The following is a 15,653-nucleotide window of genomic DNA, read 5'->3' on the forward strand; positions in this document are numbered from 1 at the left end:
ATTTTAAATTTTAGATTTGATGATTTTAGATTTTAGATTTCCTTGCTCGTTCCGCCCCTCCTTTTCATTTTCAACTTTCAATTTTCCATTTTCAATTGTAAACGTCATTGGTAAATATATAATCAGTACCGGGAGCGAGAATGCAAGACCACTCATGGTGCCGATTGCCATGTTTTTCCAGAAAGGATTGATCTCTCCGATGAGGAAAGGGATAAATCCCAGCAGGGTAGAGGCGATGGTGAGGAATATCGGGACAATCTTGGCGTTGTACGCTTTCAGGTAAGTCTGTATCCCTTGCGGAGCCCCTTGCCTTATCTTGTTGTTATAATCGTTTAGTATATAGAGTACGGCGTTTACCGACAGACCGCTCAACAGGATAAAGGCAGCGAGGCATCCTTCGTCGAATCCTACCCCGAAGAAATACCCCCCCAAGAAGCAGCCAATAAAGGAAATCGGGGTGATACAGATCACGAGAAGGGCTTGACGTAACGATTCCAGTAAAATGGCGCAAATGAAGTAAATGATCCCGATAACCAACAGGATATACAGGATGCGGGCATCGATACCCCCGATATCTTGTTGCCAGTAATTTCTCCATTCGTCCGATTCTTTTACTCGGAACCCCACGGGCATAGTGCGGTTCATGGCTTTTATTTCTCGCTCTTTCACCTTTTGTGACAAGCGGTAAGCCCCGATAAAATCGTATTGTATCTCGACTTCGTACTCTTGGTTCCTTTTGGTAATGTTTTCGAAATCTTTCTCTTCCGTGATGGTGCCTATATCTTGTAGGCGATACACCGATTTGTCCCCTCGCAACGGTTGGTTACGCACGTCCCACACGCTCGCTTCCACTTTTTTGTCCGGTCGGATATCAATGTTCGAATATTCCCCATTGATATACGCTCGCGTGGAGGACGAACCGGAGTAAGTTAATTGGTTCAAGTTACCCAGAAGATTAGAGATGTTGGCGTTGTTGCGGGCGAGTTTTTCTTTATCCACTTCCACGGCAAACGCTTTTGCTTTTGCCGAGCGGTCGCTGCCGATATATAGTTTCTTCACCCGAATATTATTTTCCAGTCTTTTTTTTAGTTGTTGGGCGTATTGCAATACTTTGCGGTAATTATACCCGATTACTTTCAGGCGTTCGCTCCGGATATCTTCTGACGTTTTGTTCGAGAATCCTTTGCCTACGCCGTTCACTTCCGAGTCCCCGTTTCCGATCGTGTTGGCAAAGCGTATCAATTCGTTCTTCACTTGTTCCGGCGAACCGTCTTTCTCGTGTTCCGGTTTGAACGTGATGACCATCTCAGCTTTGTTTGCCGATGACACGTCCGAGGTAAACGCGGCGATGGATTCAAAGCCGGACAAGAAGTTTTCCAGTTTCCCGAAAGCCTCGTTCATCTGTTTGAGCGTGGCACCGTGGGGCATCGTCATGTCGAGCGTGAGTCGTGTCTTGCGGTTTTCCATTTCTTTCCGGCTTCGTGTCCACGCGTCACCCCCGCCTTCCATGAACAAGCGGAGAGAACCGCCCAGGATTTTGTCCGTGTAAGGTTTGATCGTCAAGTAAGTTTCGCTACCGAAAACAGTATTGTACGTGTTGCTATACCATTTTTCCCGGTCTACACTCGATGGCAACAGGAACACGGGGAGCCCGAATCCTAGCACGGCGAGTATCACCGCCGCTTTCCTGTATCTCCGCGTGAAGCGGCTGAAACGGCTGTATCTTCGGTTGAACCGGACGATGCGTTTTAGGCGGCGGATGCGTTGTTGTTGATTTTTTTGTTTTAACGGTATTTTTTCCATCAGCGCGGGGACGAAAAAGAGTGCCACGGCAAGCGATACCCCCAAATTAATAATAATCACGGCAGAAAAGTCCCACATGCTTCTCATGATTGAACTGTCCATGTTAAAAATCACGCTCAACGCTCCCACGGTGGTCAGCGTGGCGGCAAGCACGGCAAGGAATGCTTTTCGGTTCCTGTGGTGACGGTAATGGTCGGTCATCACGATCACGCTGTCAATGACGATACCGAATGAAACCGTGATTCCTGCCAACGTGTACAGGTGGATTTCTATTTTGAAAAAATAGTAAAACACGAGAGCGATTAGTAAGTTTGCCGCCAGACAGATCGTGATAATTCCAAGGTAACGGAAATCTCTGCTCACGAGGTACACGAAGAGCAGTAATATCAGAATCGTGAATCCTGTCCGGTACAGAATCTGAGCCAATTCGTCCTTGATCTCCGTGCTGTTGTCCCGGATAAGTTGCACGGAATAGTTTGCCGGGAAACTTTCGGCGAGCCGTTTCATTTCATCTTTGATTCTTCCGGCGAGTTCTATCATGTTCGTGTTCTTTTCCGCATATACGTTCAAGTTGATCCGGTTCAGCCCGTTGATTCTATAATACGCTGAAGGGTCCCTTTCCCGGTAATCCAGACTCACGATATTTTTCAGGTAGATGATTTTCCCGTTGATCACTTTTATCGGGAGATTCATGATATCGGTTTTATCCTCATCCGAGTTTCCCTTGAACACTAGGTAAGAGTATTTCTTTTCCGGCGTGATTTCGGTCAATACTTTCCCGGCATCATTCCTGTAATAGTAGCGGGAAATAGCACTCGATATATCTGATGCGGTAATTCCAATGTCTGCGAATAATTCCCGGTCATAATGCATCACCCATTCGAACGGGACAGCCCCCGTTACGCTCATGCTCTCCACGCCCGGCATGGTCGAGATGACGGGGGAGATATGATCTTCTGCGAAAGTGGCGATTTCCTTCGAGTTACCCGGTCCCGTGAGCACGTAATTCATCAACAAACGTCGTTCCGATTCTGTTGCTTTCCCGTCATGAAATTCTCCGCCGCCGACAGCACTCACTGAAACACCCTCCGGCAGTCCCGGTGCTACCGACCGGATGATGGAGGACACGTATAATTTGACTGCATCTATATTTTCTTTTTCATCGATTGTCAGTTCAATCGTTCCGAATCCGTTACCCGTGGAAGAATGCAGCTCTTTCAGTCCCCGGATGCGTGCCAGTGCACCCTCCAGTTTCGTGGTTACCTCCGTTTCCAGCAATTCCGGGTTGGCATTGCTCCACGAGAACGACACGTTCAGCTTGTTCGACCGGGACGACGGTTCCAGTTGCAGCGATAGCCTCGGGATCAAGCTGATTCCCAGTAGCATCATTACCACGAACAGGGTATTTATCGAAAAAGCTGACAAACGCATGGATTAATTTTAGATTTAATGATTTTAGATTTTAGATTTCTCTCCGCTTGCCACCGCTTCTTTAAATTTTCAATTTTCAATTTTCAACTTTCAATTGTCAATTGTCACGTTGTTCATGTGCGACAACCCAAGATTATTCTCGTGAATTACCGTGTCTCCGGGTACGATACCTTCTTCCACGCTGACTTCCGAACTGTTCTCGTAACCCGTGGTGACGTATCGCCAGATGGCTTTCCCCTTTTGATAGACGAACACGACTTTCTTCCCTTGGCGGGGCAATACTGCCGACTTCGGGACAATGATTTTATTATCTATCTGCCGTTTCACGAGAATACTCACGTTCATCCCGTCCACGAGCAAAGCTCCCCGATTCCCGGTAACGGCTTTCACTTTCACCATTCCGTTCTCGTCAATCCGGGGATTCACTTCCGTGATTTCTCCTTTCAGCGTGTGTTCATGATTGGCGTATGGTGTGATTTCCACTTCCATACCCGCTTGGAGGTTGGATATTTCTGTTTCCAGCACGTTGAACACGACTTCCATTTTTGAATCGTCTATCAAGGTGCAGAGCGATTTATATGCCGCCGTCTGGTTATACGGTTTAGCTTCCAAGTCTGCCACGATGCCATCGAAAGGTGCGGTTGTCCTCACGAGTGAATACTCCCGTTGCGCTTTCTTGTAGGCGTTAATGCTGTTTTGATAACCGCTTTGCAGGTATATTGCCTCCATTCTCTTGGGAGGAATCTTCACCGTGTCCTCCAATGACTTCAATCCTTCCGATATCACGGCCAGTTTCAAATCGAGATTCGCTTTTTCCATGGTAAGGCGTGCGTCTTCCAGCGTCTGTTGTGCCTTGTAATCATCCACTATGGCAAGTACGTCCCCTTTTCTCACCCGGTCGCCATTCTTCACCCTCACCTCCCTGATCATGTCCGCCACCTCGAAATTGACAGTTGCCTTCCGTGTCGCTTCCGCCTTCCCGTTACTGATCAATTCCAGATTAAACGGCGCCACTCGTGCCACTTGCACTTTCACCACGTGGTTTTCCTCCTGCTGTTCCATTTTGGCTAGTTCCTCTTCCTCTGTTTTTTTACTCTTGCCATTACAAGCAAGCAAAAGGAGAGAGGTCACGATGGGTAGTATAAACTTGTAATTCATATAACAAACTTTTCAATCCTTTTTACAATTCCTCAAAGGTGGGAAATAATATTTAAAAGACATGTGTGTTAAGTTGAGAGAATCCTGAGAATTAATGCAATTTTTTTCATTTGGATAGAATTTTATTCACATTCGGGTATTGAATTATGTGTATTTTCAAAATATGCTTTTATTTTTTCCGACTCGTTCTTGTTTAATACAATAAAGTTTTTGCAATACCCGAGTGTCATTGAGAACAGAATTGGTTTTTCTCCACGAGAGAGTGTTAATTCTTTTTTTAAACTTACTACATGCCAATTGTATTTTGAGAAAAATTTCTTGTTAGCCCTAAATTTGCTTAATGGGGTTAGAATATAAATAGGTCTTTTAGAGTTTTTTGTGGATAAAGCTATGTCTTCATAGATGGCTGCATTACAATCATCACAAGTAGAAAGAGGTACGTACATAAATAATGCGTCATCAAAATTATCTGCTTTCAAAATTTGTTCGAGATATTTAGATTCTTTTTGAATTTCATTTTCCGATATTAAACGGATTTTTAAATCTGCTCGTGATGTTTCGATTAATATCTCTTGGCTAATAATTACTTTGTTTAAATTTTGGACTATATGATAATGTCTCCATGTTAATAGAATTATAACAATCGTGTATATTATGAATAAAATAATCCATAAACTATTATTCTTTATTTTCATGGGCTTTCGTTTTTACTTTAAGGAGTAGAGGATTGGCATTTTCATCGAGTTGTGGTAAATTATGTTGTTTGGAAAATGTTTTTTTCAGATGATCCGGAATTAAAGTTGATTCAACAATATAATAGAAAAAACCGTTTTGGAAATTGACTGGAAGAATTGCTTCGTTCGTAGGAATGGTAAAACCTGTTATTCCCAAAAAGTTGTAATATTTTTCTATAACAGTAGTTGTTTTACCATAATGAAATGCGTGTAGATAATTGTTTTCAAATTGGAATCCTAAATATAATTCGTTATTAGTAATGAAGATAGGCATTATACGGGCTATATATTCATGATTCTTGATGTTTTTATCGAAATCTACGACACTGGTATACTCTTTTTCTAGTATCTGGTCTGGGATTTGATATTTTCCGCAATCTAAGTTATAATATGGAATAATACCATTTTCTGTTAATTCATATATGGTATAATTTAAAGAGTAATAGAAAAATATTTTTTTATCAAGTTGGACGAAATTACTATTATCTTGATAATGTCGCCAGTTCAATTCATTTTCTTTAATCTCTTTGAATCTCTTGATGATCTTATTTTCTTTTATGGAATAGTAATTAAGACGGAAATTCGAGTTTTCTGAAGACGATGAACCAATATATATAGCCCATAAATCTTCATTTATTTTTATGAAAGATGAGCCGAACACACCGATGTATATCTCGTTGATAAATCTGCCGCCGGGAGAATATTCTACAATTTTGTGCCCATTTCGATCAAGAACGAAAAAATGTTGGTTGTCGTCTATGTAAAAATCTTCTGTTACAATATATTCCCCCGGGCCTCTTCCTTGGCTGGATATTTGAAATGCAAAGTTCCCATCTTTCTTGAATGTGATAATACGATTGTCTGATAAAAAAGTATACATACTATCTTTTGCATAGAATCGTTCTGCCCATGTTAATAAGGATTCTTCTTTTGTTTCAAGCGGAATGACTTCAATAGACGAAGTATCGAAAATTTGTCTCCAATCAATACTTTTAGATTTTGAAGGATTTAACTCTATGCTATAAAGAGTGTTTTTATCATTACTGTTTTTTTGGGGTGAGCATCCTAGTACAAGACAGTATAAAATAAATGAAAGTAAATGTAAAGTTTTCATCGTTTGTAGTTTAATAACGAGAGCTATAAAATTACTATAACTCTCGTTGGATTGATTATTCAGAACAACCGTAATCTTTTTCGTCAGCACAGTAATATTGCCACATTCCACTTCCAATTGGTCTGCCTTTTAGTGGATATTTTTTAGTAGTACTCCCTTCTCCTAAAGCTACAGCTTCAATATTTTTTAAAGAGATAGCTGTCGTTTTTTTTCCGATATTAAGGTTTATTTCGAGGCTTGCGATAATTGCCAACGTTAAAATAGTTGCTGCAATAAGTAATTTTTTCTTCATATTCTTTACTGTTAAAGTTTTTCTATTCTTTTCACGCACACACTATTGTTCTCTCAAACAATTTAAAGATGACGTACATCTTTTTTCCAATAAAAATACTATCTTCGCTTCACCTCCTTACTTTTTTTAGGAGAGGGTAGGCGACAGCCGGGGACGGTTTCTCAAGGTAATTCCCGACGTCGCCTTTACTCTCGGTTCATATTTTTGTTTTCTGTCTGTAACAACGTTTCAAATATATAGCGGAAATTCGGGAAATAATCAATAACAAGTTAAGAGAATCCTCATAATTTTTCACGGGATGGAGGATTTCTGCCCAGTTTCAGGGATGCTTAAGGTGATTTCCAGGATATAATGGACGTTTTAGATTTATTTTATAGAAATCCTGTTGATATGATTTCCCACTCATTTCCCATTCAAGTCCCACTCGTGCTCTATTTTGATAAAAAATATATAGAAAATTACTTGCATTTAGAAAAAAAATGTTGTATATTTATATACTGTTATTTTAACGAGAAAAAGCCGTAACAACCTTGAATAGGGCAAAAATTTTCAAGGAAAACGGCTAAATGTTTAATTAAAAAATTTAAAGAATGGCAATTTTAGATGAATCTATGTTAGTGGGAGCCTCGGGAAAAATCGATGGCTACGTGGTCTACAAGGTAGGCAAAAAGACTTACGCGCGGAAATCGCCGAGAACGATAGCGAATCCCCGCACGGGAGGACAAACGGCGCAACGGTCGAAATTACCGGGTGCGCAGACGATGCACCGGGCCGCACGGGGAAGCGTGCTGGAACAAGTTTACACGATCGTGGCACGAGAGGAAGAAAGACTTTCGGGATACCATTGGTTTTTACACGCGAACATGAACGTGTTCGGGGCAGGCGATTACGTTGACTATCCCCGTTTAATGCTGACGGCGGGTAGTTTGCAATTACCCTTCGGGATGCGGCAGGTGGCGGCTGATGCGGGGCAGCTGGAGATGGCGTGGCAGGATAATTCGTCGACGGTGACGGCTCAATCGACCGACCGCTTGATGGTGGCTGCCATTTTCGACAACGAGCCCTATCAGCCCGTCGTGTTGGAAAACGTGCGGGGATGCCGCGCCGACGGGAAAGGGCGCGTCTATTTGCCGGAAGGCGAATGGACGGAGGCGCACTTGTATTGTTTCTTTGGGACGACGGACGGGAAACGCTATTCCCCGTGTATGTATTTTTCTATTCGTAAATCTTAACGGGTGGTAGTTATGGCTATATTTGATCCTACTATATTTCAGGGGCTTTCAGGTTCCGTGGGGAACGTGACGGCGTACAAATTGGGCGACAAACACGTGGCGCGGGGAAAAGCGATCGTGATAAAGGACGCCAAGACCTTGGCACAATTGAAGCAGCGGGAGCGTATGCGGGTGGTCACGGCGCTTCGCCGTGGTTTTATCGTCGTGCTGGAAGCCGGGTATTGCTCCGCTTCACGAAAAGTATGCTCGAATTGTTTCGTGAGGGATAATATCGGGAAAGTCGAGGTGGACGACGAGTTGAACACTACCGTGGATTTGTTGTCGCTGTCCCTCTCGAGCGGAGAACTCGGGATGCCCCGGATCGGGGCGGAAGTGGAGGCGGGCGAGCGGCAAGTCGTGTTCCGCTGGGAAAGCCAGCCGTTAATGCCCCGGATGGCGAAGGACGATCGCCTGTTTGGTGCGGTGTTCGAGCGAGTGTTACGGAGAAGCCGGCTCGTGGAGTTGGGGACGAGGGGAGAGTGTGGCGAGTTGGCATGGATGCTGCCCGAGGAGTGGGATGCGGGGCAACTGGTTGTTTACGGTTTCGCCACCAGCGCTAACGGGAAGAGGGCTTCCGGGACGCTGGGAATACTGGGATAATGTTATAAACAAATCTCCTTGTCAGTAAAGGAGATTTGTTTTTAACGGGATAATGGTATCGTGGTATATGAATAATTGTTTGTTATCGTGATAAAGGAACGGGAGTTCCTCTTTGCCTGTCGTGAGATCGCGTAGCCAGTACAGGCGGTCGCTAGGTACGTTGTTGAATAGAAGGTAGTTGTGGCGGGCAATTTTAGTCCCGGCGTTTTTCCATTCGTTGTCCCAGTACAAGAGTTGATAACGGTGACCGATCACGATATGGTTTTCCGCGTTACAGGGAGCTACGCGGATTTTTTTCACTTTCATGGGACGTTTTAATGACATTTCGTTGGTGCTTTCATAAGAAGGATACTGCATACTCGTGTTATATAAAGGACCCCAACGTTGATTGGGATATTTTGCGATATCCGGGTGTAATTTCATGTATGTTTCTTGCCCTTTTTGCTTCCGGGCAACCTCGGGAGAAAAAACGGGTAAGGGAGTGGCTCGTTTTAGAGAATCTTCAGGGGTATATTCGTCCGTGAGAAATTCAATGATGCTCATGTTGCTTCGGGGAAACTCACCCGGGGCGACGTATCGATAGAAACGGAACGGACGGCATATTTCCGGGGTGTATTCCTGGAAATTGAGGATGGGGGCTTCCCGGATGGTGTAAAGCAGTGTCGAGTCTGAAAAATCCTCGCGGTTAGCCCCCTCGAATCGACCGCCTATCATTCGTTTTGCTTGTTCTTTCAAGTAAGGTTTTTCCGGAAATTTACGGAGAAGAACAAGAGTGTCTTTACGGGTTGAATGTTCCGGCACTATTTCCACAATTTGATATGATCCGGAAAGCGAATCAGCGGGAGCGATGTAAAATGGGGAAGCGAATGACACAAGCGTGTCCCCCCGGAAATAAGAGGGAAAATAAAGCGTGTGGTATACCACATTCTCGAACACGACCTGTTTTCGTGCTTTGTCGATTTTTCCCCATGTCGCGGGAGCTGTACCTGTTGGCGTGTTGTCGAACGTGTAAAGGAATGCCAAGTGATTGGGTGTATCTTTGTCGAAGGGAAGGGACACTCGTGTAACCCGGTAATATTCCCCGGTTACCTCTTTGAGGCAAGGGGTATCAAAATAGTCCGGTAAGTATTCCCCTTCGGCTTTTAACATGTAGGGACTGTTTGTTTGTGCGCCGAACGTGTTTCTGAAAAAACTGGGGGAAGCGCTGGAGTAGGGGCTGAGGGTGTCGAAATTGAAAGTTTTGTTATAAAAATTTTGATTTGTCGTGCTGTCAATAAATTTACAGTGGAAATGTCTATTTGTTTTCTCCCGAAAAGACACGTTGTGGTCCACGACCACGGGGATCCCGTAAGCCCGGAATATGTTGCAAGCGTTGTTTGCCATGCAAATACAATCCCCTTTATATCCAAGGAAAAGGTCATATACACCCACGTGTTGCCATTGATTGATTGCTAATGACGAGCGTATAAATCGAGTATAATGATTGTAACGTAAGATGAAACCGAGTATATCTTTCATGGTGGAACGATCCAGCCAGCCTTTGAACATGTCGTTTAGTCTTTTCCCGTTCTCGAAGAACGGGTAGCCTGCGATAGCCCGGTAGGGGAGAATCAATTCTTTGAATTGTTCAAAGGTGAGATAGGAGGCGTGCGGAGAGGTTTGCCATGCTTGGAAAGCATTTTCTATATGTGACACGAGAAAAGCGGAAGATATGTATTTCGGATCGGGAAATGTCCCTTTTTTGATTGTCGGGGTGTCAACGGGCATAGCGTTGATTAATTTTTTTATCGCGATTTGGAAATAATAATTTCTTTCCTCGTAATATCTTGAATTTAGCATGGTGTCCCGTATGTTACCCGTGGCGTATTTGTATAAGCTGTCTATTCTGGTATGCCATTTATAAATGGAAGAATCCGGGAATATAGCTTGTTCCGTGGAAAGATGCCATTTCATGTTGTCGATCAAGAAACAGGCGGCTTTGTATTTCAGGGAGTCGGCAGGAGCTTCTCGATAGTGGCGTAAGACTTTTTCCAGTTCTCCACGATTGCTCCCGGCGAGGGAAAGGGTTTCTTCCACTCCGGCGGGATAGCGGGTACAGGCAAAGGGTATGATGAGGACTAATAATAAAGCAATTTTTTTCATGAGGATTTCCATTTATCCGGGTAACTTGAATCGATAAATAATCATTTGTTCTTTTTCTTCGTCAATTATAGCCTGGGAATAATAATAAGGTTTAATGTACCCGGCAATTTTTAGGGTTTTCGGGACTGGCACGTCGCCGATTAATATTATATTCTCGTAAATTTGCAACCCGTCGGAGTTCTCTTTGTCACCCTTCGTGTATGAACGGAATAGGGTATTCGTTTCATTTATGTATTGCAACCAACCGTAGTAACCTTTATTCTTGCGTTCTTCATCATGATATTTGCGGCACTCTTTGTAACTGTTGATTTTTTTGTAACCTGTATTCATGTTTTTCTCCGAGAAGCCGAATGATAAAAGGGGTGTATAGTCGAAGTCATATTTGTAGATTAAAGAGTCCGCCTCGTATGATACATAAACATTGCCTTGATTATCTATATCAAAATTGATTCCCGAGAAGACAAGGAACTTGAGAGGATTTGATTTGTAAAATTCGGGATAGCCACCCCCGAGCATCCTTCCGTCTGCTTCGGTTTGTATATTGACTTCCGATATATGCCTGCACTTTTTCATGTAACGGTCTGTTTGTGCTATATAGTCCAAGTTGGGATGTTCCGAATACATGTTGAAATAGACGTTGTCGTTATAATTTTTACATGCCAAGCGATCGTATTGATGCGTGTATATGGCAGATGTTTTTGTGATGTCAGTGCTTTTATTTCTTTCGAGGAAAAATGTCTTTTTTAGATTGAAGGTTGAATCGTATACATGATGATCCAATTGGAAACCCAGTAGGAATAAATCTCCATCGGGAAGTAAAGTATATCCCGCGATTTTTCCGGCTGTTGTTTCGTGTGGGGCTCTACCTTGCCCGAGATACCGGTGTTTGAAGTTTCCCAAGGTGTCGAACGTGAAAAAGTAGCAATAGTACGTGTCGATGAAAAATAGGTCATTGTTTTGTGTTATACCGGATTTGTCTAGATACGAGGATTCTATGTGTTCCATGACAATGGTATCCCAATCTATTTTTGTGATTCGAATGGCTTTTTCCGGATTTGTAGGTTGAGGAAATAGATTTATATCCTCTGTGTGGCATGATACCAGAAGTATAATGAATGACGTGTAGATAATTTTCATATACGACATAATTTAAAAAGATTCGTAAGTCTTTAAAGGAAATACTTTTTTATACTTTTTGCTTGGGAAGGTTTAAGATGGATTACCGATTAGAATTATGTTATTATTTTCTTGTAAAAAAATAGTGATAATAATTTGGGAGAAATAACTTGGTTAATTAATATAATATTATCTATTTTTTTTGCTGTCGTTTTGATAATAACGGGATTATCTTTGAGATTGAGAGAGGTGAATATATTTTGTTCATCAAAACAATGATATTTAAAATTGTAAGATAACCAATCTCTTTGAATTTGTTTGTCTTGTTTCTCCATAATTAAATAAATAGAATTGATATCAATTTTTAATTGATTTATTTCTTTAAACAAGTCTATAACGCAAGTATAACATGCGTCTTTGGGTAAGAGTAAGATGAAAGTAGTATCACGAGTATAGAATGTTGAATCGTATTTTTCTATATATTGTAAGATTCTTTCATAAGAAGACATGGAGCAAAGGATATTTTGTTCAATATAGAATTCATTTTGATGGTTCTTGGAAATCATAATGTTCATGTAATTTTCTAACTTTTTATTTATAGACTTATTCGAAATAAGTCTATAAATTAATAAGAAATTGGATAAAATAATTATTCCACAAAAACTAAATATAAATAATAATTGATTTTTAGAATTGAATCGTATCGCCATATTATTATATTTTAAATTTGATTTTGATTATAGCTGGATTTTGCTCACCATTAATAAGTGAGATATTTGTTTTCTCCAATATGTATTTCTTTAAAGTGTTTTTCATCATTTGTTGTTCTTGATGGGAATAATCTTTATAATCATTATAAACACCATAGAAAAAAGTTGAATCTGCTGCTTTAAAAAGAAATACATCTTCTTCATTAGGATCACTCTGCCAACGAAGACCTTTGTGCTCTTTGAGAGAAAAGATAAAATATGTTTCCTGTGCTTTAGGTGCGCAACATCCGAAATAAAAATATTCAGAGGTGTTGTGTATATAAATAGGAAGTTTGTAATAATTTGTGTGCATGTATTCTTGTATAGGAAATCCTTCTCCAGGTTTTGGATGTACATAGTATTGAGGAATGTATTTGTCTTTAAAATCAATAGTAACAAAGGGTTCAGGTTTGTTATCTACAATTTTATAACAAATATTATCGCCTTGTAAAGGGCGTATGATGTATTCATTTTTATAGGATTGAGTGATAATATGTGTTGGAAAGATGAAATCTATGCGTTGTAAATATTTGTTTATGAATCTTCCTTCTTTATCAAATTCTATTAGACAATAAAAATCTTGCCTGAAATCACTAATATTAGGAGGATTACAACAGAATAAGAAGAAACCATTATTGCCTGATGGACAGATTTCTACAAAATCTAAATACCGTTCATCTAGGTTGTCCATTTCTGGAATAGTACGTTTTATGAATTTGCCATCTTGTAGATTGTATGTTATGATTTGATTTGTATAATCTAGTGCTAATAAATATTGATAGTCATTTGATAGACAAATATCTCTTAATGCCATATATTCTTCTGGACCTCTTCCTCGATTTCCTATTTTTCGTATAAATTTACCATTATGGTCAAATACTAATATACCTGTTGAATTTAATACTATTATTTCTTTATTTTTCGAGAGTAAAATCTTTTTTATGTGGGTAATAAATGATTCTGGGGTGACTTCTAATCGTACAACTTCTAATGAATCAATATAGCGACTAAATTCATTGGCCATTGTGGCTTGCTCTAAAGGAGTAATAGTGTAAAGTGAGGTTGTTGTTGTTTTAGGAGTTGATTTGCATCCCCAGATAAAGATAAATGCTATTGTAATATATAAAGTTGATTTCATAATGATTGTATTGGATGAGTTTTGAAATTGTTTTGAAGAAAGTATTCTTATTTTCACTAAAGTACTTTATCTATTATTCAATTGATAGAAATTGAATTATTTGATTAAAGTACTTTAGGATTTTTAATTTAGAAAGAAATGTCTCTTAACCCCCATTTGTCGCATCCTTCAACTATTGCATAATTACATCGGTCACGAATACAGCTAGGTGATGCACCTTCGCAACATCGATTGATCCAATTTTCCATAGCGTAGTTTCGACATCCTGCAGTTATTTGGAAGTATGTTTTACTTCCACCTGAACCTTCTCCTAATGCTAACGCCTCCGTATTAAATAACGGAAAGTTTGCTAAAGATGTGTTGAGTGATACGTATACATTGACTACAATTATTGTGGTCAAGATGATACTACCCCAAATGATGCTTTTCATTATTATCAAAATTTATTATTGATATGTATAGTTCCGTCTTTTACCCGTGTATATCGTTTCAACGGGAGAGATGACGTTTGTCTCGGATTTTTTTATCTTTACACTTTCTTCTTTTTTGAGGAAGTTGGCGGTGTCGGGGTCTTGCTAGGATTGTTCCGGCACCGCTTTTCTTCCATTTGATGATGTTTAATGGTTTGTTTGACTTCTATTCAATCACGTTGCCGTCTAGCTTCAGCTCGTGTATTTTGGATGAAGTGTTACATAACACTTGTATCGTTTTGTTGAAACGTCCAAGCGAGTTGGGCTTGAAGGTTACTTTTATATCTTTTGTCTTGCCCGATAGAACGGGACTTTTGTCCCATTGGGGGGCGGTACAGCCGCAAGTGGTGACGATATCCCGGATGATGAGGGGGTGTTTACCCGTGTTCTTGATGATGAAGATTATATCGGGGTGATCGTCGTAATGCAGGGTTTGCAAATTGACGGAATCTTGCAATATCTCTACCGTGGTGAGCGGGGCGTTTGTCCATTCTTGAACGGGAGCGGTAAAGGCAAGCCAACATGTAATGATGGCTGCCGAACATGTGACAAGTATACCTATATATATAAGGTGTGTTTTTTTCATGATGGTGGTGATTACAAGTTGAATTGGACAAGTTTCGCGTCGGGAGTAGTCCCGTAGAGTTGGTTTTCTTCCGTGTCGAACGCGAGGTAATTGGCGGCTTCCGGCAGGGTGTAATTATTTAACAGGGTTCCGTTCCAGTCGAAGACGAGGAGGGTGGAACTGTTGATGATTTTTTGCCCGTATTCTTTGTATGTTTTACCGGAGTATAGCACGTAAATTCGTTCATTAGACACTGCCACTTCCCGGAAGCCCGTGACGTTATCCGAGTAATAAGCCACGAGGGGATGTTTTCCGTCATTGATGTCCACGTGGGGATAGTAGTACGTGTGACGGCAGACGAGCGAGATCGTGTTGCCGTTGATGCGACAGATATCGAGTTGCCCGCTACGGATGTCGGTGCAGACGAAAGCCTTGTTGTCCGGGCGTAGGCGTAGTACGGTGCTTGCCCAAAGGATGCTTTTCCCGTAATCGGATAACTCGGGATAAGCGGGATGCACGGGGTAGGGGACGGCGTATGATTCGCTGCCGTCGTCCAGTGAATAAAAACGGTAGCGGCCTTGCTCGTAAAGCCCGGTGGAAATTACGAATCCGTCACCTTGGATAGCCGAGAGATGAGTGTTGGTGCCTTCTGCCAGCACGAGGGGATGAGCCGCGGAGCGGCTTAATGCCTTCGGGTTGTGGCGATGGAGTTTACCGGTTTCAAAATCGAAAACGGATAGTTCCCCTTGTTCGTTTACCGATAGATTGTCAATTGTGTATGCTTCATTTTCCCCTTCGCCGAAAGGTAACCAGTCGCGAGTGGTGTGGTTGGAAAGATCGATGAGGCTGAGGTTATTTTCTTCATAACGTCGTTCCACTGCGAGTAAATCCCCGTGTTTAGTGATTTTTAGCGGTGTCATGATCCCAAACTCGTGAAGATTTGTCACGAGGGTTGAGGTGATTTCATTACCCGAGGTCTGGATGGATGCCGGGATCTCCAAATAGCTGTTATCCGTGGAACAGGATAAAAATAGCGGTATTATAACTAATGTTGCAAGATGTTTTTTCAT

At 41.4% G+C, this 15,653-nt stretch carries 13 protein-coding genes; 2 read left to right on the forward strand and 11 right to left on the reverse strand.

Annotated features, from left to right (window positions below; all coding sequences use genetic code 11):
- Window positions 1–3: 3 nt before the first annotated feature.
- The 5 genes from ACK8P8_RS02405 to ACK8P8_RS02425 all read right to left on the reverse strand — a co-directional run bounded on the left by ACK8P8_RS02405 (window position 4) and on the right by ACK8P8_RS02425 (window position 6,532).
- Window positions 4–3,234 (reverse strand): efflux RND transporter permease subunit, encoded by a 3,231-nt coding sequence (locus ACK8P8_RS02405; protein ID WP_410025515.1) that lies wholly within the window; start codon window positions 3,232–3,234, stop codon window positions 4–6.
- 90 nt (window positions 3,235–3,324) lie between these two features.
- Complete coding sequence (locus tag ACK8P8_RS02410; RefSeq protein WP_369860071.1) at window positions 3,325–4,392, reverse strand: efflux RND transporter periplasmic adaptor subunit; 1,068 nt, start codon at window positions 4,390–4,392, stop codon at window positions 3,325–3,327.
- 122 nt (window positions 4,393–4,514) lie between these two features.
- Window positions 4,515–5,087, reverse strand: a complete 573-nt coding sequence (locus tag ACK8P8_RS02415) for a hypothetical protein (RefSeq protein WP_186975613.1) — start codon at window positions 5,085–5,087, stop codon at window positions 4,515–4,517.
- Entirely contained in the window at window positions 5,071–6,240 is a 1,170-nt protein-coding gene (locus tag ACK8P8_RS02420; RefSeq protein ID WP_410025516.1) for a DUF4934 domain-containing protein, read from the reverse strand. The genes ACK8P8_RS02415 and ACK8P8_RS02420 overlap by 17 nt, the downstream gene beginning before the upstream one ends.
- A gap of 55 nt (window positions 6,241–6,295) precedes the next feature.
- Window positions 6,296–6,532, reverse strand: a complete 237-nt coding sequence (locus ACK8P8_RS02425) for a hypothetical protein (RefSeq protein WP_186975611.1) — start codon at window positions 6,530–6,532, stop codon at window positions 6,296–6,298.
- Window positions 6,533–7,122: 590 nt separating this feature from the next.
- Here ACK8P8_RS02425 and ACK8P8_RS02430 point away from each other — a divergent pair.
- Both ACK8P8_RS02430 and ACK8P8_RS02435 read left to right on the forward strand, forming a co-directional pair.
- Window positions 7,123–7,764 carry a DUF6266 family protein gene (locus tag ACK8P8_RS02430; protein ID WP_410025517.1) on the forward strand — a complete coding sequence of 214 codons (642 nt, stop codon included), beginning with the start codon at window positions 7,123–7,125 and terminating at the stop codon, window positions 7,762–7,764.
- Between the two features lie 12 nt (window positions 7,765–7,776).
- The gene (locus tag ACK8P8_RS02435; protein WP_186975609.1) at window positions 7,777–8,403 is read left to right on the forward strand and encodes a hypothetical protein; all 627 of its coding nucleotides are present in this window, start codon (window positions 7,777–7,779) and stop codon (window positions 8,401–8,403) included.
- Between the two features lie 21 nt (window positions 8,404–8,424).
- On the opposite strand, the gene ACK8P8_RS02440 is transcribed toward ACK8P8_RS02435, so the two are convergent.
- From ACK8P8_RS02440 to ACK8P8_RS02465, 6 genes are all read right to left on the reverse strand, one after another.
- Window positions 8,425–10,545, reverse strand: coding sequence for a hypothetical protein (locus tag ACK8P8_RS02440; RefSeq protein ID WP_186975608.1), 2,121 nt, complete (start codon window positions 10,543–10,545; stop codon window positions 8,425–8,427).
- 12 nt (window positions 10,546–10,557) lie between these two features.
- Window positions 10,558–11,682 carry a hypothetical protein gene (locus tag ACK8P8_RS02445; protein ID WP_186975607.1) on the reverse strand — a complete coding sequence of 375 codons (1,125 nt, stop codon included), beginning with the start codon at window positions 11,680–11,682 and terminating at the stop codon, window positions 10,558–10,560.
- A gap of 95 nt (window positions 11,683–11,777) precedes the next feature.
- Complete coding sequence (locus tag ACK8P8_RS02450; RefSeq protein WP_186975606.1) at window positions 11,778–12,371, reverse strand: hypothetical protein; 594 nt, start codon at window positions 12,369–12,371, stop codon at window positions 11,778–11,780.
- A gap of 4 nt (window positions 12,372–12,375) precedes the next feature.
- Complete coding sequence (locus tag ACK8P8_RS02455; RefSeq protein ID WP_186975605.1) at window positions 12,376–13,548, reverse strand: DUF4934 domain-containing protein; 1,173 nt, start codon at window positions 13,546–13,548, stop codon at window positions 12,376–12,378.
- Between the two features lie 636 nt (window positions 13,549–14,184).
- Complete coding sequence (locus ACK8P8_RS02460; RefSeq protein ID WP_186975604.1) at window positions 14,185–14,604, reverse strand: DUF1573 domain-containing protein; 420 nt, start codon at window positions 14,602–14,604, stop codon at window positions 14,185–14,187.
- Between the two features lie 11 nt (window positions 14,605–14,615).
- Complete coding sequence (locus ACK8P8_RS02465) at window positions 14,616–15,653, reverse strand: BF3164 family lipoprotein (RefSeq protein ID WP_186975603.1); 1,038 nt, start codon at window positions 15,651–15,653, stop codon at window positions 14,616–14,618.

The sequence above is a fragment of the Butyricimonas muris genome, from assembly GCF_046365375.1.
GTDB lineage: Bacteria > Bacteroidota > Bacteroidia > Bacteroidales > Marinifilaceae > Butyricimonas > Butyricimonas muris.